Below are 23376 nucleotides of genomic sequence, written 5' to 3'. Positions count from 1 at the left end.
CTTTGTTGTCGATTATCATCTATGCATCTCTAACACTGACGAACTGAATTGGAGATCTGTGCAGGCAACGTGAATCCATACCCACCAAGAGCACAGGTTAATTCCAAGGGCAATGATACGCGATTATTAGATTTCTGTTGCATTTTTTTAAAATGACGTTGCGTAGTCATATCTTTTTAAACGTTACCTATAAGAAAATTTTTAGTTTCTGCAAGTCTGTTTCCGTTGATTTTCATTCCTTTTCCGTGGATGGCCAAGGAAAGGTTACTTAAAAAATAGATAAAGATAATGCAGCTATGATGCAATTTTGATGCACAACAGGTTCAACGATGATGCAATTAAAATTAAATTTAATGCAGCGTAATGCATAGACAAATGCAATACAATGTATATTGTTTGTATATATATGTAGAAAGATAAAAATATGCAAATAGAATGCCTTTAGGGTTATAATGATCAATAAAGGCAAAGTAAAAAATGTTCGCGGAAGATCCTATAACTATAATAAGATCGAGAATCTTCTCGATGAGGGCCTTTCCACAGGAGAGATCGCCGCCAGACTTCACACAGACTCACTGCAGAGTGTCAGGCATGCGATCGAAAAGATCAAGAGGGAACGAAGAATTTTAAAAGAGGCAGAAAGAAAACGCAAACTGGAGATCCAGAGAGAAGAAAAGCGTAAGGAAGATGTAAAAAGAAGATATGCCTCAATTAACCAAGTTGGTCTTTTGCGCATGAGTGTGGATCATGAAAGTCTGGCGGCATTGGAAGCGATTGTTCCGAAGACAAAGGCTTTTAGCAAAGGAGAGCTGAGCCTCATTCACCACAGCGGCAGTATTGAAATCTTTATACCTAACAATGCTTCCGCATCAGATATACGAAACGAGTTATACGAATTAGGTTTCTTCGCTCTTGCCTGCAACAAAACACACGAAACCCATGTTCTTAACGTCAGTGTTATACCGAACAACACGGAGGAGGAAATTAACTGGAGAAGATGGATTGATGGCATCATAACCTTATATGTGCCTCAAGATGTCCAGGCAGATGTAGAGGATGTTAGGAAACATAACTTTAATTTCGGTAGTTGAAACGCAAGATCCCCTTAATAACCAATACTCCGCAAGAAATTTTAGAGCGCCCTTCTTGAACTTGCTCTATAAATATTTCTACAGGGGTAATGCTTTTCCGAGATATTGTGGCATTTACCTCCAGTACCTGTGGCGCGACATATTCGCCAGACTGTACCTTGGATTACCATTAATTTCATATATGGTGTAGAGCGTCTAATGTTTCATGACATGTCCGAGTGATCTCGAGCATTACTTACCAGTTCATAATTTTTGGATATGCCCGAACCACATGTGCCATTGATTGTGCAGATCACAGACAAGATAGTTCCGCCCAATGAAGGGAAGGGAAAATTCAGATAAAGGACGCGTCAATTGTGGTTGAAAACTTTCAAGAATCATCGTTTGATCCTTTTAGATCTCTGTTACCGAAATAGTGATTTGACTCTCTGATAGGAATGTACTGCAGCTATCGATTTGGAACCTAACAGTCAGCATGCAGAATGAGTAAATTATAGGAAAGATTACCTCTTCTTTCTAATCATTATCGCAACGACTGCACCGACGACTGCAGCTGTGACTCCGACTATGATTATGTAGAATGATGCACCGGATATCCCGGATTTTTCAGGTGATCTATCCGTAGTTGGGAATGTTATGCTCTTTGAGAAGCCCCTGCCTGTGAGAGATATCGATCCGGATAATGCATGGAATCGATAACCAGAGACTGTTGTGATTGTGTAAGAGTACGTTCCGTTGGGAACCGAGAATGATATCGTGCTGTTTGTTGATGAGAATGACTGGCCATTGCTAAGGTTCACAAACCATTCCGTTCCGTTCGGAAGACCGTTTTCAGAAAAGGTTACCGTGTAATCTACCTGCAAGAATTTTACAGATACTGAAACCGAGGAATCGTCTACTGTAAACGAACCTGATGAAGGTGGTTTGTAAGAAGTGTCAGGTGTTGAGATCGTGTATGCGTATATTCCATTCGGTTCCTGGAAGGAGATGATATCGGATACAGAATGATACGATCGACCGTTACTTAAGTTCACAAACCATTCTGTTCCCTTCGGAAGACCATTTTCGGAAAAGGTTACCGTGTACCGGAATATGGATAGGAAGACCACGGATTCAGATACCGGTGTGCCATCGACAGTGAACGATCCGCGGGATTGTATCGGAACTGATGATCTCTCAGACGATGCGATGGTGTATGAGTATGTCCCGTCAGGCAAGTAGAAAATGTATGACGATCCTGAGATCGCTCCTGAATCATAAGTCGTTCCATTGCTCTCTGTTATGTTAACAAACCATTTCAATCCTGACGGAAGATTGGATTCCAGGAACGTAACTGGAAAAGCCGCCGCTAAAGATAGCTCCCCAAAGTATACACCTCCCACGAAGCTTATGGACATAAATATCTGATTATCGTGTGAGGCTGCAGTAGTTATTTGCGTGAAATTTGAAGGAACTAAATCAGACAGATTATAAATCGTATTTTCCAAGGGGTATAGAGCCCAGAGGATCGCAGGACTGGGAGAATTATAACCATCAGTTGATCCAACGATAACGTAAAAACCCAAATCGTACACAACGGATGTTACATAACCGGTCACATTCTGCATTATCGGCGCATAATTGATATGCGTGCCGTTCTGCGGATTATATGTTATAATATCTGCTGTATTATTAGACACGTAGTTGCCAGCAATTGCAAGTAGACCGTTTGCAAATGTCATCGGGGTTCCTTCAGTGCTCCAGTCGTTGAATATAAAATTAGGAGGCAGTATATAGGATAGATCTTCTACATGACCTGAAGGGGTCAGAAGTGTCAAGTTAGCCCCATAATATCCATAGAGTAGCAGAAATAGTCCGTAGTTTGTATAAATCATGCCGGTCATATGAGCTTTCAAAGTACTAGGAAGAAGATGGGTCATATTCTGTAGTTGATTCGTTGATGGATTGTACGAAAATAATACTATATTCTCCGAGGATTCTGACACATTTCCATACTCTCCGAGTATGTAAAACACCGATCCATTCCACACGGTCTGAACAATTGTGCCATTATTGTGAAGGAGAAAAGAAGGAAGAATACTCGTCTCGTTTACCAACGTATTATCCTCGGGGTAATACAAAGCTAATAGGGGACCATCATTGAATCCATAATTATTTCTGTTGATGGGTTTCTGATAGAAGTAAGTTGAACCCCCTACCAAAAATTCCTGGCCATTCCATGAAGCGGATTCCAAAAATCCCGGCAGAGTATTGTACGGTGACTGAAAAATTCCACCCTTATAGAATGTTAAACCGTTTCCGCCAACGCTTATAAAACCGCCGTCCCCGTGATGAGTTTGCCGGACCGCCATGACGATCTTTGTTTTCTCCTCCTTTGTCCTTTACGTATCATTGCCTACCATATCATCACCTCATGAACTGGAAAGAGATTAAAAAAATCCTTCTATCTGGACTCCTGCCCCATTATATACCTTTCTTCAAGCTCGTATTGTATGAACGTAACTGGATCCGTAACACTCGTTCCCGCGTTCCTCATTGCGCATGTGTAAATATATGAGAAAAAATGCATAAGATGATATCCGGGTTGAACGGGTGCCTGCGGAACGCGGGTAATTCCGATGAAGATCGAGACACGTGACCACCCGGATCACTAAGCGCAACCAATACGTAGAGAAAGAGCGCATTTCGATCTTCATGGATTAATAAAGATAGAGCTAAGGGCTATTTGAAAAGATAAAGTAGATAAACATCCTTTTAGATCATTAGGTGTAAGGATTTAAAATATGAAGATCGGTCGTTTAAGACTCGGCTTTAGGGATCTATTTCGCAAATATTTCATTGTTATGATTGTAATATTCACGATCGCTTCGTTGTTCCCATGCACATGCCACGGAAACACCGGAATGAAGATAAGCACAAGTGAGAATATCAACGATGATCTCATGAGCACGATAATCACCGGGAATCACGCGGATTCCATGATAAATTCCGTTTTCCCATTCACCGCCCATGAAAATATCAGTCCAACGGTGGTGGAATATACCGTTAAGTTCACGGAATCTGGCCTCGCTCCGGGTACGCTATGGTCTATTAATTTTAATGGAACAACCAGAACTTCAACGATCGAAACGATTGTATTCTCGGCTGCGAATGGGACGTATCTTTACTCGGTCAATCCTGTCCCTGGGTATTCGTATGTAACGCCGCCCAATAGCGGAGTGACTGTCAACGGCTCGAACGTCGTTCAGCCAGTTGTATTTTCCAAGATAATTTCCCTTCCACCTTCCCCACCTCACTCCCCACCCAAACAGAGATCCTCGCCGTCGATCACGTCCACAGAGATATACGTGATACTTGGCGTGATCCTCGCAATCCTCATCATAGGTTCAGTGGTGCCGATAACGATCTGGAGGAAAAAGTGATCCTTTCCAAAACCATTTGATTCACTGCTTTAATAAATTGATTAGAACACTCTCTGCCTCTGTATTTATAATTCCTCTCTGCCAAGTATCCATACATTAGATGTTTTCTAAAAACGTTGGGCAGATCTAAAATGGAAAGACGACCAAAAAAAATTGATAGGTCGATATGCTGTAAGGGTGTTTGAAACCAGATTTGGCAATATGATAGCTGCGCCCGTGAATCGAGATCAGCATGATCGGATGTAATGTTTTATTCTGTGCATTCCGCTCTTCTGCCATAGGAGCGTAATGCGATATGCATGAACATCGGAACCTCTGTTGCAAATAAGAAAAAATTCAATTCTTCTCTCATTTGAGAAGGATGCCTTTCGTTATCTCGCGACCAGAGGATCGCCTTACTTAATGAATTCCTTGCTGATCTTATCCATGAGCTTCTGGTCAATGATCGGAAGCGTCTGCACATCAGCCCATTCCTTAACGGCGTGAACGTACCGGAGATAAATTTCCTCGCCTTTATTCGAACCCTTGACAACTGCGACAGAATCATATGCTCCGTATGTGTCGTAATTCTCAATCTTTATCCCACTCTTGACAGCCTTATCGACAATCTTCTGTGCACCTTCCCATTCCTTCTTTGTGGGTATCCTCTTAATTTTAACTAGAATTACCATGTCCATATTGACCGATTAGAAAACAGCTGAAAATATATAAGTATTTCGCTATATTTTGGTCCCTGCCATACCGTCCATATCGGTTTAGGGGCACGCTCTGTTTATCTCCCCGCCTTCCTTCTGAGAAATACAGAAAGAACCACAGCAATCACGAGGATCGCAGCAAAAGTCCCAATTAGAAGGGCCAGGTTGACAGGAGCGCCTTTCTCTGCCTTGAATGTTACATTGTATTCTACATTTTCTCCGACAACTGACATATTTCCGCTATCATTAAGAGCGGTGTACCCAGGAACAGGATTCACCCTGTATGAATAGGTTCCGTTGGAAACCATGAAAATTATCATGCCGGTAGTTGATGATTCCGTCGTTCCGTTGAGCGTGACCGACCATGATGTACCGGGAGATAATCCGGTCTCGTAAAACGTCACGGCATAACTGCCTGTGATGACCATTGGAAGGTACTCTCCACCGGAAAGGTTTAAGGTGCCTGAAGCTACAAGCACATTCGACGATGTGTATAACTGGAAGGCGTATTCACCAGGATATAGCGTAACGTTAACGTCTTCGCCAGTGAAGTTGTAAGCCGTGCCGTTGATCATAAGGTATCCCGATGGTACGTTTGATGTCACGTTCAAAATACCGATATCTCCGGAATTGTAGATCTGCCCCAGAGTGGAGTTCCCAGCCGTTATTTTAGCGTATAGCGATCCATTCGATTTGGAATATATGCCAGAGTCGCCAGCGCCGTAGATGCCCTCCTGGGTATTTGAGCCGAAATTGAATGCGTTCGTTATCATCTGGTAGTTGTGGCCGTTCCAGTAATCAAGCTGGAAGAGAACCGAAGAGGACACGATCCCGGTGTGCGAGCCACCGGCCGGACCTCCCATGATGAGCTCAGCATCGTAGTAAGTCCCTACCGGACTGTACGTGAATCCATCAACGCGGAACTCCGGAGTTCCGGATGTGTTGAGGAATTTTATTACCGCACTGTCATAAACCTGCCACCCCTGACCACTGTTATACGAGAATACGATCTCTGGATGACCGCTGACAACCGTAGCATTCATCCTCAGCTCTACGGTGGAAGGATAGCTCAGCTCCATGTTGTTGCCTGGAAGAGATTTTGAAGCGAAGTCGTAGTAGTAGTCCCCGCCCGAGAAGTTTTCTATCTTCCCGCTGCCGGAGACTGTGGAATTGTACATCTCCGCGCCTTCGGATGTATAGTTCCATACATTGTCCTCAAACCTTACTCTGTTCGAAGACGTATTAATAAAAGCAACGTTCTGCGACCAGTAAGCATAGGAGGCTCCGCCGGACACTGCAACAAGAACGGCGTTTAACTGAAAAGTCATTCCATAAGGCCCGCCATAGTAAGAGCTGTAATTGAGTGAAGAATTATAGGTGCTCAGGGAATCCACACTTGCGACGCCCATGAAGGATGTTGTATTGTATTCATAAGGCTCCCCTCTAGGACCGATGCCGTAATCTGCGATCCCCATAGGTGCAGGCTCGTGCGTGTATATCGTTCCTGTGTTTACAGCGGACGGGATGACGATACCTGCATTCACAGCCTCGGTATGATTCGCGGCTGGCTGCACTCCTATAAAACAGAGGATAAGAACCAGGAGAATAACGGGAAGGAAAACACGCATAAACTCAGAGGAATCGTTCATATATATACTTTCTCTGGATCAGTCACAAATCCCAGAGATTCTGTAATTTGATACACAACAGGAAAATTCAAGGATCAGGATCCCGCGTTGATTCGATTGGCGCGATTACGGTCATCCCATCTTCCTGATGCTGTCAAGGATCTCAGCAACCTTCCTCCCCTTCTCTGTGAGAGAGATGAGAAATACGCGCCTGCCCCTCCGTTCTTCCTTCACGCTTAGAAGATCCTCTTTTTTAAGTGTATCCAAAAGGGCATCGATCGTATTGATCGAAGGCCCGAACTTCATTATCGTCATCTTGCTAACCTCGCCACTATCCAGGAGACCCAGCAAAACAAGGACAGCATGTTTTTCCGATAACGCTTTCACAATCACGATTCAATATTGATTCGGCATATTTAAGACAATTTTTAATGCATAATCAAGCTTGATTGTAGATAGATTTATATACATGTACATTATATCATGAATCATGGGGCTACAGGAAGAAATAATGGAAACCACGGGAATGGAAAGGAGAGATGCTATATTTAGGATGTTCAGGGATCGTATGAGTGAGGGGTCAGACTACATACGCAGGGGAGAAAAGATGACGCTTCTCAAGGGTGGTGCCGAACTCCTTCTTCAGGAGTTTTCGCTGACATCGCAGTCCTTCATAGCGGAAGAGCGCAAGGGAAAGAACGAGATGTTTGTCTTCGAGACGAGGATATTCCAGGACGGAAAGATCGTGGGCAACGGCTTCGGATCATGCTCAACGTCGGAGATCGATCCTGAAAGAAAGGATGCAAGGGCGACAAACTCCGCCATCAAGATCGCAAAGAAAAGGTCGTTCGTTGACGCTGTTTTAACAGCGACAGGAGCATCATCGCTTTTCACTCAGGATTTAGGGGAAGAGCTTTTGACAGGCCCGGCTAAGATCACGCAGAACCAGGTGAAATACATTAAAAGACTGATAGAATCAGGGAACATAGAAGATGATGTTTTCAGAGCCTTCTTGAGGGATTTTGACGCAGAATCCATGGAGGATCTGAACAGATCCGATGCTTCAAAGGTGATCGGAATGATCCTTCAGCACCTGAGGCAGAAAAGTGAATGAAAATTCTATTTTTTCCTCCTCACTATGAATATTGAAAGGACTATGATGGCTACTATGAGCGCCCCCATGATTATGTAGAGCTCCGTATCAACGGAAGAGCGCTTAGGATGAATCTCAGGTATAGGGGTTAGCCTGGTAAATGTCACTGAATGAATCACCGTGCTTCCATTTACGCTCACGGTTCCGTTCGACGGCTGCGTATAACCTGCAACCGATCCTATGAGGTATGGATATGTTCCGTTTGGAACGATGAACGTTATGGAACTTGACGTAGACGAATCGGTTATGCCGTCAAATGTCACAGACCAGGAAACACCCGGTTGAAGGCCTGTCTCAGTGAATATATCGGAATACGTTAACTCCTTGAACACCACCGGAACGGATGAATTGCTACCGTTGACATTAAACGAGCCTGATGATGGGGAAGGGGTGTAATCCTTATTCACCGTTGCAACCGTATAGGTGTAAGAGCCGTTGGAAAGGAAGAATGGCATATCAGAAAGATTGGATCTTCCGTGTAACACATATCCCGTGCTTGTGTTGGTAACATTGACTAACCATTCAGCACCAGAAGGGAGGCCGGATTCGCTGAAGGAAACGCTGTAATCCACCGGAGCGAAGGTGAGGTTTACAGATATGTTTGAACCATTGACTACAACTGAGCCTGATATCCCATGGTACCCTTCCGAGGATGCACTGTAGTTATAGCTGCCATTCTGCACATAGAAAACGTACGATGTGTTGTCGAGTGTATACACGGATCCGTTGAATGTCAGATTCCACGCGTATCCGGAAGGAAGGCCTGTCTCGGTGAACGCCACACCGTAATTTTTCTCGGGAGGCGTGATCATCGTTAACGTGCCGTTCGACATATCTGCAACATATACGTACCCATTCAGCGGATCATATGCAGCCGATTCTGGTGCCTCCCCCACATCAACAGATCCGATTACATGATTTGATGAGTTTATGACAGATACATTGCTGGAACCAAAATCGACCACGTACATATATTTGTTCATCGGATCGTAGGCCACGCTCTCCGGCGTTATTCCAACATTGATCGTACCTGTAACCACGTTCGATGCGTTGATGATAGAAATATTACTGGAGCCGGCATTGGCAACATAAATGTAATTATTTGATGGATCATAGGTCAGGGCATACGGCTCGATTCCTACAGTTATATTATCTATGATCTTACCTGATGTTGTATTGATTACAGATGTTCTGTTCGAATTGAATTCTGCAACGTAAAGGTAGTTGTTGTAAGGATCATAGGATACAGCGTGTGGTGTCGATGAAACTGCTATTGAAGAGACATTACCCGTGGTAGAATTTATCACGGATATGTTGTCGTTCTCGGGATTTGCCGTGTATACCATATGGTTCGATGGATCATAGGTCAGGGACTGCGGTTCTGCAGCTAAGTTTATGCTCTGAACAACATAGTTTCTTGAGCTGATAACCGATACACTTTCCGATCCAAAGTTGGAGACGTACACGTCATGATCAAAAGCATCGTATGCGACGGAATCTGGATTTGTGCCCACGCTAATCTTCGCGATGACGCTGTTAGACGAATTTATCACATAAACATCGTTGAGGCCGTAGTTAGCAACATAAACGTAACCATTGTAAGGATCGTATGCAACAGCCCATGGCTTGACCGGTTCGACCTTGTTCGCAAAATTTCCCGGAAGAACCGTACCGTTTAAAAGAACAAGCGTCTCTTCCCCGTACTGAAATGATGAATTTGATTCTGCATTGTTAGTTATTTTGCTATGAACTCCATCATTCGACGCAGATACTCCAGCCGATGTGTTGTGCACCGTGCCTGTGTGCCCACCGGATACACCGAGAGCACAGCCTGCAGAGAACATGAGAACAAAAACGGCGACCGCCACCAGCTTCAATCGAACGTGGGAAGACATCTTACCAACTCAGATTTGAATCATTAGACAATACTTAAGATTTTGTCTGGGAATCGCGATAATGCAGATGCCTCAAACTATGCCCCGCATCACTAAAATTCAGCTGAACTTTCACCTTCGAAAAGGCTCTATTAATCAGAGAAAGCCTAGCGGTCATTCATATCAAAAACAAGGCGGTGAGGTCGATACGTGTATGCTCATGGATCTCAAGAATCAAAGAGATTTTCGACTTCAACCCTAGAGCGGATAAGACCAGACAGGGCGCGGAGATATTCGCTGATCATTGAAGCGAAGAGATATAGTTCATGAATTCTTCCATTGAGTTAAAATTGTAGGTATCATAACGGCTTTCCCAAAACCTATCGAGCTCTTCAAGCCTCTGCCTGCTCCTGAAATTTATGATCTTGAGGACGAGATAATAGTCTAAATAAGTCTTCCATTCAGGTCTGTCCTTAAACTTTTCGGAATACTCCTCGCTTCCGAATGGACTCTTCTCCGATTCTATCAGGGTGTTGAGCCTTATGAGCATCTCCAGGTCTAAATTCAGGTCGTATATGTCTGAGAAGTCCTTCAGATGCCCAGATACCCAGTTTATGACGTTGTCCAGCTGGACCTTATTCTTGAGTACTCGATCAGCAACGACTATGCTGTCATAGAGCACGCCGAGGGATTTCACCGGGTTGTTGAACAGCGGATTTCTGCCGTTTTCGAGATCCTGGATAAATCGGAAATAGTAATCGATGTCGTTCATGAGCTTCGACAGGTCGACCTCGGTATAGAACACGATCTTGCCGGAAGCACTTTCCTTTTTGCCTTCGATATAATCCGGATACTTTTTCACAACCAGATCGACAATACCGGCCATCACATTCAGCCTTGCACGCCGGCCGAGCTCCCTTATGAACATCTTTGTTATCTCAAAAAACGACGGATCAATGTTTTCGCTGGCGATGATGCTCGTCCTGTTTCCATAGGAGAAATCGGTCTTAGAGTAATGCGCCTTTGGGCCGAGGGAGTAGCCAAACTCCACATAGTCAGAGAGATCCTGCTTTAAATCGACCATGGAGTTAAACGCAGGCCATATGCCCCTGTACACCCTATTCCCTTCCTCGGTAAGCGTGTAAGATTCTACATTCTTTTTCTCTAAGCCGTTTTTCAGCTTAACGTTGTTGTTCCCCTTCATTATCAAACCGTCGGAAACGAGTTCCTTCAGCATCTCAGAGAGCCATCTGTTGGAAAGATCGGAGTACTCAAGTAGTTCCTTGAACCTTATCGGCTGGTTTTCTTTGATAAGCTTAATTAGGTCTTCCTTCGTCCTCTGCTTTTGATCCCTTGCCTTAACCACAGGATTATTGCCGCTCATAAGTGAATTCACTATAGTGTAGTGAACAGACCGTATTGAATATTTCTTCTAAAAAATTTACGTTATTTATTTTCAAAAAATTTAAAAAAATTGTTGAATGTGAATCACGGAACTTCTTTTGAAAGTTCAGTTATCACTGTTTCTTCCCGGGAAGTCTTATCTGCTTCTTGTTTCCAGTATCCTTCTTCTGCCTCGTTCCCCTCGTTGAAAATCTGTAGTAAACTAGGCCGATCACGACTATTACAGCGATCACACCAACGATTATCACAGGTGTTTCCCACGTCGGGGGACTGACCGATGCCGTTATGCTGTACGATCCGTCCTTCGCGAAGAATGAAGGTTCACTGCTGTTACCTGCCTGGAAAACAAACGAGACCTTTCCACTAATGGGTGGCGCGAAAGAGAATTTAACACTCTCTGTTTGGCTTGCGTTTATCAGACCGTAAGTGTGGGACTGTATCACTTTGCCGTTTACCAACAAATTGATGTAGAACGAAGACGCAGCAACGGTACCATTATTTGTAACGTTTATAGTCGCAGTGGCAGAGGATCCTGAATTCATGGACTTTGGCATGACAACGTTCTTCACAACTATGTATGGTGAATTAACGGTTTGAGTGATCGTATTATTCGAGTATGCAGTTATGCTAGCGGGATTTGTGGCTTTGAGAGAAACTGTGAGTGGCGAAAGAGTGTAGAATTCAACTTTAATGAATGTAGAATTATTTCCGCCACCGATAATGGATATATTGGCGTTCCCTGTTTTTAACACCGTTCCATTGGAGTAAAGGAAAGACCACCTGTAGGTAAGGTTCTTGCTTGAACCGTAATACTGATCATATGAACTGTTAGCCGAAAACGTCACAGGTTTTCCAGCCACTGGCTGGGATATGACCGCGTTTGTTGAGTTATACAAAGTCACAACGGGCGTAGGGGGTGTTGTATCATTCACATGCATCTGCATGGTAACGTTCGTTATACCTGCCGCGCTGATAACATTCAGGTACCCGACATCATCCTTGTGCGATGCTATATAGGGCACGGAAAAAACGCTAGACGGGTTCGTTATATTCTCTCCCGTCGTCGTGTAATTCGGCAAGATCCAGTAGTAGGAAAGTGGTGCGTAATAACTCGTGGACGGTATTGGCTGCTTTGAGCCGCTAGCATTGAAATCCATGATCTTCGATTGCAGGACATCGAACGACTTTGACGCTCCATTGCTCAATGAGGTTGTGGGCAGCAATAATTTTCCGTTAAAAGAAACGTTTAATGAAGCCGTTGGAGTGGAATTGAAAGCGTAGACAACAAAATGCGTGCTGTTGGTCCTCCCTGAACCGCTCGTGAACGCTAGGGAAACATTATATGTTCCTGATGAGGTAAATTTATAGCTCGCATTGTACGCCGGCGTAGTTATAGACGTGAAATAGCTTGATCCTACTTTCCAGCTAAAATTGAGAGAATCCTGGTAGTTGTTGGAATTCGTTGCAGGATTGAAGAATCCAGCTGAAGCATTGAAATAAATGTTGTCATTTAACGGAACAACAAAAAATGGAGATCCGTTGGAAAAATTGCCCATGTAATCGACATAACGATTCATCCCGTCCCAATACAGATCAAGTTTGCTTGTATTTACCGAAGGATTTGATGGTGTTGAGAAAACTAGGCTTATAAAACCGGAGGAGGTTTGTTGCCTCAAGATCACCGGGCTTATAAATGTCTTTGCCACCGAAGCTGGAGACGATAACGCCATGCCAGGAGCATTGTAATTCAGTGCATAATTGAAGTATAAATTACCAGAGGAATACTCTGTGGACTTGGCGTATAGCTTCACATTGAATCCCTTTGATAAATTTACACTCGAAAGGCCTGATGTTTTATAAGTGAGATTCACAAAGGCATCAAGGCTGCTATTTGTGAATGCTGTGATCTTGAATGTGGTCCCAGAAAGGTTATAATTCGTCCCATTGAGGAAAAATGAATTGTTTGTGTATTTTTCTCCATAACTTGACAGGAATGTGGATATGGACGATGTTGTGAGCTTATCCATCCTTATCTGCCAGTATAAGGAACCGATAGAAGAATTCGCAAAATACGGAAGTGCCGTTGAATTTGACACATCAAAGTGAACCGTCAGATTGAGAAAATCTGGATTCGCACCTATTGAATAATTATAGCTTATGTTACTGCTTCCTGGCAACAGGGAAACATTCTGTTTATGCAATCCCGTCGATGTTGGCGGAGTGATCTGGTACGGCTGGTATCCTGGTGAAGAAAATACAAGATATGAAACGTTTGCAGGATTGAAAGCAAAAGAATAGGGATTCCCGTTAAAGTTCTCTGAATAGTAATTGCTATTCTTTCCAATCACTGTTATATTGAAATCATTTATTGCGCTCCCTGTTTTATTTGTCACTTTTCCGTAAAGATCAACCGGGAGTGCCTTTGGATTCAAAGAGATGCTGCTACTTCCCTTCAGAAGATAGGAATAGGTATTTCCACTAGAATATATATCTGCAAAAAAGTATGAAACCGGGACGTAAGCGGAGAAGGCTGATGCAGTGGACGAGCTTCCGGTGCTGGAATAAAATTGAAACCCTGAAACTGTGCTGAGGTTCAGATAGACCAGACCGGGCATGCTGACACTTATTGATGATAACACGGTCTCTGAAACTCCAACGCTAAAATTTTCCTTAGTTGTGGACGAGGCTACCGTGAGGTAGTACTGTGTATAGTTGGTTATAACTGTGCCGAATATAGGCACCGTATTTGTGGTTGATGGAAAAGTTACCACGTAATTGCCATAGTCCAGAGAGAACGAGCCGGAACTTCCAGCCAGCGATTCTACGGTTATTCCTGAAACTGTAGCTATGTTCATTACCGTAGAAGGGTTGGCAAGTGAACTATTCGACCCGTATACGTCATGCACCGTATAGTCCACCGTTCCTGTCTGTGGCGTTATGGCATTACTTGCTCCAATCACTGTAAACGTACTCGCTAGAAAAGCGAGGACTACTATGACTGCAATCAAACTGTACTTATGCAATTATCATCTTCCTCTTGTAAGCACGCTAAAGGAACTGACTGATATAAATATTGCTCTAAATTTTACCCTTACCAGTTATCATATAACGAATCGCAAAATATTATCTCTAAATGATTACTGTTGTCGAGAAACTTATAAAAATTGAGCCTTATTCCTCTGTTCAATTTTGAAAACTCAGCACATAAGACAAGTAATGCTTGTTCAAATAATACGAAATTAGATTAATCAGATTTCAATCTGCCCATATGGGTGATTATGACTACATATCAGAGCTTGAACATCTTAAAAATGAAAAATCAGCATTTGTTGTAGCGTCTGTTGTTCGATCTGAAGGCTCTGCACTTGCCAAACCCGGTTTCAGGGTTATAGTTAAAGACGATAAGGTTGTTTACGGCTCATTAGGCGGGGTGTGCCCTGAGTCGGTGATCATTGAGGAAGCACGTAAAACTTTAATCACTGGAGAAACAAAAATGATTAGGATACATCTTGAAACTGCTAAGGATGGCCTTCAAGCCATGATCTCAAAAGAGAATGAAAACGACATCTACGTTGAGACTTTCTGTGGTGGAACGATAGATGTTTTTCTCGAACCCTACAAACCTTCACAAAGGCTCATAATTTTTGGGCAAGGTGGGAAAGATGATGTGGAGAACGAACTTATTGCTCTCGGAAAGAAAATGAATTTCAACGTTGTGTTGATAAATCATGCACCAAACATAACAAACGATCCCGATGAAATTATTTCCGATCTTAACTCTGACCTTGATTCATTGAATGTAAACGAAGACGACTTTGTAGTCGTACTTACAAAGGGTGAAAGGGATATTGATATCCTTCGATTCCTCTCCGAACACAGACCCTCGTATATCGGCCTTATGGCAAGCAGAAAAAGGATTGCGAGGGATTTTGAGGAGTTGAAAAGGGTGGGAGTTTCGAGCGCATTTCTCGATGCTGTCAGTGCCCCGATTGGAATAAATATCAATGCAGTTACTCCGTTCGAGATAGCATTAAGTATCGCGTCTGAAATCGTGATGAAGAAGAGGAATTCTAACAGAATGCCTCAGAATCCCTCAGCAGAAAGATCCCGCATAGAGTGAATCAAAATGGCAAATGCATATCAGGGCACAAGGCAGACTGTCTCTCTGTTTGGAGGTAACGGCTTAATCGGATCTGAGATCGCTAGAACTCTGCTTTCTCGCGGAGATGAAATAAGGTTCTTTTCAAGAAACAAACAAAAGACAGAAGCGATTTTTCCTGGGAAAAAAGTCGTGGAATTCACCCCAGAGAATAGCGAATGGCAACAAGAAATAGATGGTTCATCAGCAATTATAAATTTCACGGGTGAACCCATTTTTAAAAAATGGACCAGCGAATACAAAAGAAAAATTGTTGAGTCGCGTGTAAAAACCGTTGATCATATTGTTGAGGCGATATCAAAATGTAAGGCTAGGCCTAAAGTGTTCATTAACGGCACAGCAGCTGGATACTACGGTTACGATAAAATCACTGACACCGAAATGGATGAGGATTCTCCAAAAGGAAACGATTTCTTTGGAGACCTGGTTCATCAGTGGGAAAAAGCAGCAAACAGAGCCGAGGAATACGGAGTTCGTGTTGTAAACGTAAGAACGAGCCTTGTGCTTTCTGCATCGGGAGGGGGTTTGCCTGAACTTGTCTCAATTTTCAAAACGGGTTTGGGTGGCCCAATAAGGCCGGGAAACCAGTGGCTTGCATGGATTCACATGAGCGATGAGGTTGGCCTGGTTCTTTTCTCACTCGACAATGAGAAAATAAATGGCCCATTGAATGCTGTATCTCCTCAATCCGTTACAATGGGAGAATTTGCTAAAACGCTCAGTAAGGTTCTCAACAGGCCAGCAAAAATAAAGATCCCAGCAACGCTGGTAAGGCTAAGAATGGGTGAAGTTTCTGATCTCATTCTTCACGGAAAGAAAGTGATCCCAAAAAAAGCACTGCAATACGGTTATGTGTTCAAATTCCCAGATCTTGAAGCAGCTCTTAGGTCAACGCTGTCAATTCCGTAGATGAGTTGATGAAGTTGTTCCTATGAACGGCCGGCTTTCTCCTAGATTGAAGTTAAAATCACCTTAAAACTAATTCACTAACTCAATTGGAAAATTCTCAGATAAGATTCATATTTTTCAAAACGAGATAACCCGCAGCAACATCCTCCAAGCCGATACCCATTGACTTAAAGACACTCCTTTTTCTTTTATGATCGTCCTCTAATACAAAGTCTTTAAGATTGATACATTTGTCCTTTCCATACGTCTTCACGTAGCTTTTTATCTCCGCAGATTCTTTCATTGCCTGATCCATATCTTCAACGATTATCATGTCGCTGTCTGCAATTGCATCCTCTGCCACTTCCCTTCGCCTAGGAAGATTCGCACCACACAGGTTAAGATGGTACTCTTCTCCCAGATCTGATCTGGAAAATATGGAGTTGTTCGAATCCGTTATTGTGTTGACGACAGTGGATGACGTGAGTGCCTCATTTGCATTTCTAAAAGGAACTATATCGATCTTAAATTTCTCAGACATTGTTTTCGCAAAGTCCTTCGCATGATCAAAGTTACGGGAATATACGGATGTCTTTCCTATATTGAGTGCAGATATCATACCTTCAAGCTGTGTCTCTGCCTGATAGCCTGAACCGATAATACAGAGATTTTGCTCTTTTGCACGAAGCAGTTTCTTAGATACCATTGCAGGCAAAGCACCTGTTCTTATCTGGCCAAGCTTGTTTGCCTCAATGAGTGCCAGAAGATCGGATGTTTCTGTATCAAATAATACTACGACAAACCTTGCCCCTGAACGTGTAGCTATATAGGTTTTGAGACCAGCAACATGGAACTTCTCTATTATACCTGGCATTGTGTTGAATACGCCTCCGATATAAGTTATTCGTTCTCTTGGCTTATAATAGGCCCTACCATGCCCGCATTCATTGAAAGTTTCTTCAAGTATCTTTATTGTTTCCGCCATCGTGAGGTTTTTTGACACATCCTCTTCCGTTATGTACTGCATGAGTTAGATATATTTTTATTAATAATTAGTTTATGCATCAATCTTGACACAGATGCTAATAGTATTATAGAAAGATAAACTCATGAAAAGATGGGACCATCCATAGAAACAAAAAAACTGAAAGAATATATATCGTCAAATTCTTCATATCACCTCTACCAAGATGGTGACAAGGTCGAGGTTCACTTTTCTCCAGAATTCCCAGAAGCCATGGCACATCTTCCAGAAGGAAAATATGTTGAACATATCATGTATGGAGTCGAGAAAGGTTCGAGAATATACTTTTACCGGTTCTCGACCGTTAGTGCTAGCGGAACATCTTCAACCGAGCTGAAAGAGGAAGACGACCCTATAATGGAGTGGCTCAAATACATCTAGGAATAAAGACTTCAACAACGACCCTGAATATGTTGCCTAACTTTTGACCAGAAGTGGACCAAGCAGTAACGGTAGTACTATAGTTGCATCGCCGTATATGTTAACAAATTCAGCGTCCTGCCTGATCTTTTTCCACGATATCGCTTCTTCGAGCTTGGCTCCAGAAAGTGAACCGTCGTACTCCTGTGCAGTTGTTATATAAACCGCGTAGTCAAGTCCATCCCTGAACTGATTCCACCATATGGTATGATGCTTGGATATGCCTCCGCCGATCATGAGAGCCCCAGTCTTTTTGGCATCAAATACGATATCGGACAGTTCATGCTCATCCTGTAACAAATTAATCTTGAAATCTCGGTTCTGCTCATAGAATGACCAGAGCTGGGAACCGAATGATCCATCTGTCATTCCAGGAACAAAAACAGGGATGTTGTTCTTAGCAGCGTTGTAAAGTATTGACTTTTCATTGTTAAGTCTCAGACCAAATTCTCTAACCAGTTCCGCACCACCCCATTCCTTTTTCTTTGCATAAAGCTCTTCAAGCACTGGCGTTACTTTGTTTTCTATAACCTCGCCATAACTTTCATCCGGGATAAACACATTTCCAAGTCTGTTGATACCTATATCCCTTAATTTGCGATCATCAAAGTCGAAACTACCTGCATAATAATTTGTGTAAGTTCGTGCTATATCATGATCAAGCGTCCCGTTTGTGGTAATTATAACGTCGACAAGTTTTCTCTTAACAATCTCATTTATTATTCCCCTTGTGCCGGTAGAAATTATATCTGCAGGAAATGAAAGGAATGTTGTGTTCTCTTCTGAAAATATCCTGTTCAATATTGAGTAAGCGGTAAACAGTTTTGCTGAAGTAAAACCGCCAGATGCTGAAAATTGTGTCATTAGCTCCCCCAGTGTAGTATCAGCGCTAATCTCCGTATCCAGAACCTTGGACGTGAGCAAATCCTTCTTGTTCATGTGTAAGTGATATTCAGGACATTATTTAGTGTTCACTTCAGAGGAACAAGTTCAGAGAGACAGATTTTTGTTACGCATGGATTGCGCTTAGAGACTGGAGAGTATGTGCTGCTTTATGATCAATAGCCAGGTATATTTACTACGAACACGTCTAAAACGGTATTCACGCATATGATTCAGAAACATTAGGGTCGAGTTGAGCAATTCCTTAGGACGAATACTACAGGAGGTCTAATATGACCACTATAACTGCTATTGCTTCACCTACCTCCACCGAGCACTCCGCTTTTCCTTACCCCAGTGCTTGTTGCCTCCATGCTCTGAAATTAAAAATGAATGGTGTACATAAAGAAATCTAGATTAAACGATTTTGTAAGGGCAAAGAAGAAGATATTGTTTTATTGCAGAACGTATTTTACCGATAAGTTGAATAACGAAGATTTGAAGAATGTATATGAACAAATAATAGGCCAAAAGAGTGTGGGCATAGACATAAGAAGCAACAGGGATTATTTATCAGGTCATATTCCTAGTACTATGAATGCCCCTTATCATAACCTTGGATGGGGCAAGATACTGAAGTCATGGCTTAATAGTACGGAATCTGCAATTATTTTGATAGGAAAGGATCACGAAACCGCTATCAAAGCGAAAGAAGACATAGAGACAGTCCATTTGAACGTTTCCACGACACTTTCTGATAACCTGAAAGGATGGATTCAAGCCGGTTTACCGGTATCTTCCGTTTTAGAAATCTCACCATTCGAACTCTATGAACACATGCCAGAGTGGACAGTAATTGATGTAAGAGAACCCTGGGAATGGCAGCTAGGAACGATAAAAGATTCCATAAAAATACCACTCAACGATCTTCCGAAGCGAATTTCCATCTTGGACAAGACTAAGAAATACGCCATAGTTTGCGCACACGGGAAGAGGAGCGAAGTTGCCGCCATATTCCTTTCAGACAATTTTTTAAAAGCTGCAACAATGGTTGGTGGAATGGAAAAATGGGAGCAGGAATCCCTGCCTGTAGAATATGAAACAGACTGACCGCGAGTTTTTATCTCGCGGAAGCCGCTATTCTTTCTACCTCTTCTTTCTTGCTGACTGCAAATGATGCAGCCTCATTTCTAGAAGCGTTGATGATCTCATCAGCCAGGCAACCTGCAATAGGTTTCGTGCTTTTGAAAGAAGCTTTTGTGGCACCTATTGCTATGTTCCTGAGAGCTAGATCAACGCGCCTGGATGGCGCCACATCCACGGCCTTGGGAACAGCAATTCCCCCATATTTCAATCTTGTGACTTCTTCCCTTGGAGCCGCGTTTTCTATGGCATTGACGAAGACCTGAACGGGATTCTGCTTTGTCTTCTCTGCTACGATCTTGAAAGCTTCTTTCAGAACTCTGTATGCACTGTATTTCTTCCCTGTCCATTTTTCAGAACGCATCATCTTATTCAGCAGCCTCTCTAGGGTGTTAACGTTTCTTTTCCCAGCGGAATAACTTGAATATCTTCCACCTGTATGTAGATTAAGGTTCGATGATAGATTTACATATTTAGAAATACCTGCGTCATGTATGGCCACGTCACTAATTGAGTATTCCCCAAGTAACTTAAGCTCTGCCATTATCTCACCGTCTTCTCCTTTCTACCCTTCACGAGCTCGAGCAAGGATATTCCATTCACCTTGACAACCTTGAACCTTACCCCTGGAATATCTCCCTTACTTCTTCCCTGCCTTCCACGAATACCTTCTACGGTGACCTCGTCATGCTCATCTATATAGTTAATAGCGCCGTCACCCGGGGCAAAGGCAGTAATCTGCCTGCCGTTCTTGATAAGTTGAAGTTTTACGCATTTCCTGATACCGGAATTCGGTTGTTTAGCCTCTATTCCTATCTTTTCAATAACTATGCCCTTCCCTGATGGTGCTCCCTCAAGTGGATCAGCCTTTTTCTTGAGCTTTAATACCCTCTTCTTGAATGAACTATCAGACCACCTGAATTTGCTTCTCACGGATTTTAATTTTTTTCCTGCGTTTTCACCATTAGCCAAATTATCACCTAATCGATTCTAAATGAAATTGTAAAACTGGTAATGAAAATCCGTATATAACGTTACTTGATCTTTCGGTGTTATTTTTGCGTCATATTTTTATGCGTGATCTAAAAAAATTTCCATTTTCCATAATAAGTAACCCGGGAGGCATATCGTGGTATGTGCTAGAAAACACAGTAATAACCTTACCATCAAGATTCTCCTTGAAACCGTCGCAGACCTCATGGCCCCTGATTATTCCATTAAGGTTATTTTTCGAAATGAACATGTCAACGGCTTGTTGACCGTAATAGAATGTGCCTTCCCCCCGTAAATTCTCGGAAAAGTCATCGATATCCTCTGAAGGATCATTCCATAAAAGCTCCAATGCATCCTTGTTTTCCGGCCCGGTATCTGGATATGGCAAATTTTTAATCTCGTCAATTACCGGTATATTCCTTGCAATGCCACCATGAACACAGAAATAATCGTTTATAACTACTGCATACGGCAATCTTGAGAAAAATTTTTCGACGAGATCATAGAACTCGAGCCCGAATTTATCTTTCACCTCGATAAGAAACCCGTATCTTTCGTTGACCTTCCGGCTTTCATGATTGCCACGCAAAAGAACTATCTTTTCTGGGTTTTTAACAAAAGCTTTCAAGATCACCGCTAAGTTCTCGATGCCCGTATCACCCCTGTCAACATAATCCCCTAGAAAAACAATCTTATCGGAAGCTTCGCCATAATCGGAGATTATCTTGGATGATACCTGCCAGGCGCAATGAGTATCTCCCACAAAAGCCACCAAATCACTGTAGAATTTACCGGCAAACGGAGTCTTGTGACAACTTTGCTCCATAATAGAAGCAGAGATTTGCAAAAGTTCCGATAGATCATTCTTCCTGATTTGCATCCTAGCATAATTCACCATGGCTAAAAATACCTTTCAGATGAACAATAACCAAAAAAAGGCAAACATCAATACGATTTGCCAGAGCGATAATCCGGTCTATGACTTTGAAACTATTCTGATTATATCGCCATCGGAAAGGACATGATCCCTACCAACCACCCTGTGTGCCCTCGCGTCTATCGCCCTAATGAAACCTTCACCTATCTGCGTATGGATTTTATAAGCCAGATCTAGCGCGGTAGAACCAAGAGGCATAAGGAATGCATCCGGAAGTACATTCCCAGACTTGTCGGTCCAAGAGGATTCGTCGTACACAGGAAATACCACGATATGATGCAACCAGTCCTTACTTATCTTTTCAAGTATATCATAGGCTCTTGAAACTCCCTTGCTTTCGAAAAATTTCCTGATCTTTTCCAGAGCTTCTCTCTGCTTCTGGGTTGCATTGCCAGAGATGTTGAAGTTTGTTTCTGTACGATCTATGATCTTCGAAGAGAATGCTCTCGTAAGCGCGAGTTCATATTCCGCAGAAATGAGGGTAACGTCGCTATATTTTTCATGCATGATCTGCCGTTGCTCTTCCGATAGAAGGTCAGCCTTGTTCGCCACCCTAACTATCGGCTTAATCTTCTTGAACACTATGGATGCGAACTTCTTCGCGTCTCCCTTGTCCCAGAGAGATAGCTTCCCTGGAAAGAATTCCTCGGAAAGGACTGAAGCTATATCCTTTTCAGACAAGCCAAATGAGGCCAGTTTTGTATAGAGGGATGATTCTATTCGATCGCCAGAAGCATCGCATTTTCTCGCAAATTTCTCCCAATCTCTAAAAATTCGATCTGAAAACCAGTCCATTATCTCATTTTCTGTTGCATGTATGCTGTTGTTGAGCTCTTCAACGTCAATATCGCGACCGCGAAACATTTCGGAGGAATCCAGAGGATCAAATATGTGTATGAGAGCATCTGAGTTTCTCAGGTTATCGAGGAATTCGTTACCCATACCTTTTCCTTCACTCGCACCCTCTATGAGTCCCGGAACGTCTATTATTTCCACAGGAACATGCCGAACACTGTCAATACATGTTCCTTCTCTCGGTTTGCATTTTTTGCCTATCTCTTTTTCCGGGCAACTTACCTTAATAAAGGACATTCCCAAGTTCGGTTTGATTGTTGTGAATGGGTAATTGGCAATCTCCACCGGTACGTCTGTGAGGGATGTGAAAAGTGTGGACTTTCCAGCGTTCGGTTTTCCTATTAACCCAATCCTGATCATGCGTTATCAGAACTTTATTTCAACTCTTCTCATATCGTAACCTTTGGGGCAGTCAAGTTTCTCTTTAATTCCAACAATTGTTGCCTTGGTTTCTGAACGCAGGTTTGTAAGGTTGCACTTCTCATTGTTTTTGCATGTGATATAGTCACATTTCATTGACTTAAGTGTTACTACAGATCCTTCCTGGAGTTTTCGTCCATATTGAATATTGGCAAACTCCGGTAATTCTTCTATTTCGACGGCCTTTACCTTGTTCGTATTGAAAATCAGGCAGGGGTTCTCCTGATCCCTAACTTTTGCGATCCTGTAGCTTCTCCCCGGTTCAAGATTGAAGCAAGCATTCTTTATCCTGCATTCTGAGCACGCAGTCAAAGGCCCGAGAAACGTAAATTCTAATCCTTCAACCGAAAGATCGGATCCTATTAATGAAATTTTTACCATAAAACCA

General features: G+C 42.7%; 21 protein-coding genes. 7 read left to right on the top strand and 14 right to left on the bottom strand.

The features are described from left to right. Window positions 1-452: 452 nt before the first annotated feature. Window positions 453-1091 (top strand): hypothetical protein, encoded by a 639-nt coding sequence (locus LVQ96_03180; GenBank protein MCW6170152.1) that lies wholly within the window; start codon window positions 453-455, stop codon window positions 1089-1091. Between the two features lie 503 nt (window positions 1092-1594). Here the strand turns inward: LVQ96_03180 and LVQ96_03175 are convergent. Next, the gene (locus LVQ96_03175) at window positions 1595-3442 is read right to left on the bottom strand and encodes a hypothetical protein (GenBank protein ID MCW6170151.1); all 1848 of its coding nucleotides are present in this window, start codon (window positions 3440-3442) and stop codon (window positions 1595-1597) included. A 432-nt stretch (window positions 3443-3874) separates the two neighbouring features. Here LVQ96_03175 and LVQ96_03170 point away from each other — a divergent pair, with 432 nt between their 5' ends. Beyond that, window positions 3875-4513 (top strand): hypothetical protein, encoded by a 639-nt coding sequence (locus LVQ96_03170; protein ID MCW6170150.1) that lies wholly within the window; start codon window positions 3875-3877, stop codon window positions 4511-4513. A gap of 395 nt (window positions 4514-4908) precedes the next feature. Here the strand turns inward: LVQ96_03170 and LVQ96_03165 are convergent, their stop codons facing one another. The 3 genes from LVQ96_03165 to LVQ96_03155 form a co-directional block, all read right to left on the bottom strand. Next, entirely contained in the window at window positions 4909-5190 is a 282-nt protein-coding gene (locus LVQ96_03165) for a hypothetical protein (protein MCW6170149.1), read from the bottom strand. 95 nt (window positions 5191-5285) lie between these two features. After that, window positions 5286-6836, bottom strand: coding sequence for a thermopsin (locus LVQ96_03160; GenBank protein MCW6170148.1), 1551 nt, complete (start codon window positions 6834-6836; stop codon window positions 5286-5288). A gap of 132 nt (window positions 6837-6968) precedes the next feature. After that, window positions 6969-7223, bottom strand: coding sequence for a hypothetical protein (locus LVQ96_03155; protein MCW6170147.1), 255 nt, complete (start codon window positions 7221-7223; stop codon window positions 6969-6971). Between the two features lie 103 nt (window positions 7224-7326). Here LVQ96_03155 and LVQ96_03150 point away from each other — a divergent pair, with 103 nt between their 5' ends. Further along, the gene (locus tag LVQ96_03150; protein ID MCW6170146.1) at window positions 7327-7950 is read left to right on the top strand and encodes a hypothetical protein; all 624 of its coding nucleotides are present in this window, start codon (window positions 7327-7329) and stop codon (window positions 7948-7950) included. Between the two features lie 5 nt (window positions 7951-7955). Here the strand turns inward: LVQ96_03150 and LVQ96_03145 are convergent, their stop codons facing one another. The 3 genes from LVQ96_03145 to LVQ96_03135 all read right to left on the bottom strand — a co-directional run bounded on the left by LVQ96_03145 (window position 7956) and on the right by LVQ96_03135 (window position 14290). Continuing rightward, window positions 7956-9884, bottom strand: a complete 1929-nt coding sequence (locus tag LVQ96_03145) for a YncE family protein (GenBank protein MCW6170145.1) — start codon at window positions 9882-9884, stop codon at window positions 7956-7958. A gap of 280 nt (window positions 9885-10164) precedes the next feature. Then, window positions 10165-11259: a hypothetical protein gene (locus LVQ96_03140; protein MCW6170144.1), complete on the bottom strand. Its 1095-nt coding sequence runs from the start codon at window positions 11257-11259 to the stop codon at window positions 10165-10167. A gap of 121 nt (window positions 11260-11380) precedes the next feature. Beyond that, window positions 11381-14290, bottom strand: a complete 2910-nt coding sequence (locus tag LVQ96_03135) for a hypothetical protein (protein ID MCW6170143.1) — start codon at window positions 14288-14290, stop codon at window positions 11381-11383. Between the two features lie 245 nt (window positions 14291-14535). Here LVQ96_03135 and LVQ96_03130 point away from each other — a divergent pair, with 245 nt between their 5' ends. Beyond that, a complete protein-coding gene (locus LVQ96_03130) occupies window positions 14536-15387 on the top strand; it encodes an XdhC/CoxI family protein (GenBank protein ID MCW6170142.1) in 852 nt (283 codons plus the stop codon). A gap of 6 nt (window positions 15388-15393) precedes the next feature. Then, window positions 15394-16335: a TIGR01777 family oxidoreductase gene (locus tag LVQ96_03125; protein MCW6170141.1), complete on the top strand. Its 942-nt coding sequence runs from the start codon at window positions 15394-15396 to the stop codon at window positions 16333-16335. A gap of 97 nt (window positions 16336-16432) precedes the next feature. Here LVQ96_03125 and LVQ96_03120 read toward each other — a convergent pair whose 3' ends face one another. After that, window positions 16433-17341 (bottom strand): ornithine cyclodeaminase, encoded by a 909-nt coding sequence (locus LVQ96_03120; GenBank protein ID MCW6170140.1) that lies wholly within the window; start codon window positions 17339-17341, stop codon window positions 16433-16435. Window positions 17342-17431: 90 nt separating this feature from the next. Here LVQ96_03120 and LVQ96_03115 point away from each other — a divergent pair, with 90 nt between their 5' ends. Then, window positions 17432-17719, top strand: a complete 288-nt coding sequence (locus tag LVQ96_03115; protein ID MCW6170139.1) for a hypothetical protein — start codon at window positions 17432-17434, stop codon at window positions 17717-17719. A gap of 36 nt (window positions 17720-17755) precedes the next feature. Here LVQ96_03115 and LVQ96_03110 read toward each other — a convergent pair whose 3' ends face one another. Beyond that, window positions 17756-18697, bottom strand: a complete 942-nt coding sequence (locus LVQ96_03110) for a deoxyhypusine synthase (protein MCW6170138.1) — start codon at window positions 18695-18697, stop codon at window positions 17756-17758. 426 nt (window positions 18698-19123) lie between these two features. On the opposite strand from LVQ96_03110, the gene LVQ96_03105 reads away from it, so the two are divergent. Further along, window positions 19124-19750, top strand: a complete 627-nt coding sequence (locus tag LVQ96_03105) for a hypothetical protein (GenBank protein ID MCW6170137.1) — start codon at window positions 19124-19126, stop codon at window positions 19748-19750. A 10-nt stretch (window positions 19751-19760) separates the two neighbouring features. Here the strand turns inward: LVQ96_03105 and LVQ96_03100 are convergent, their stop codons facing one another. The 5 genes from LVQ96_03100 to LVQ96_03080 all read right to left on the bottom strand — a co-directional run bounded on the left by LVQ96_03100 (window position 19761) and on the right by LVQ96_03080 (window position 23369). After that, window positions 19761-20327 (bottom strand): 30S ribosomal protein S7, encoded by a 567-nt coding sequence (locus tag LVQ96_03100; GenBank protein MCW6170136.1) that lies wholly within the window; start codon window positions 20325-20327, stop codon window positions 19761-19763. After that, the gene (locus LVQ96_03095; GenBank protein MCW6170135.1) at window positions 20327-20755 is read right to left on the bottom strand and encodes a 30S ribosomal protein S12; all 429 of its coding nucleotides are present in this window, start codon (window positions 20753-20755) and stop codon (window positions 20327-20329) included. The genes LVQ96_03100 and LVQ96_03095 overlap by 1 nt, the downstream gene beginning before the upstream one ends. Before the next feature lie 91 nt (window positions 20756-20846). Next, window positions 20847-21656, bottom strand: coding sequence for a metallophosphoesterase (locus LVQ96_03090; GenBank protein MCW6170134.1), 810 nt, complete (start codon window positions 21654-21656; stop codon window positions 20847-20849). A gap of 96 nt (window positions 21657-21752) precedes the next feature. Beyond that, entirely contained in the window at window positions 21753-22928 is a 1176-nt protein-coding gene (gene ychF / locus LVQ96_03085; protein ID MCW6170133.1) for a YchF-related putative GTPase, read from the bottom strand. Window positions 22929-22934: 6 nt separating this feature from the next. Further along, complete coding sequence (locus LVQ96_03080) at window positions 22935-23369, bottom strand: UPF0179 family protein (GenBank protein ID MCW6170132.1); 435 nt, start codon at window positions 23367-23369, stop codon at window positions 22935-22937. Window positions 23370-23376: the final 7 nt, after the last annotated feature.

The organism is Thermoplasmatales archaeon, assembly GCA_026127925.1.
In the GTDB taxonomy this organism is placed as follows: domain Archaea; phylum Thermoplasmatota; class Thermoplasmata; order Thermoplasmatales; family Thermoplasmataceae; genus JAKAYB01.
This window is presented reverse-complemented; position numbering and strand designations above follow the sequence as displayed.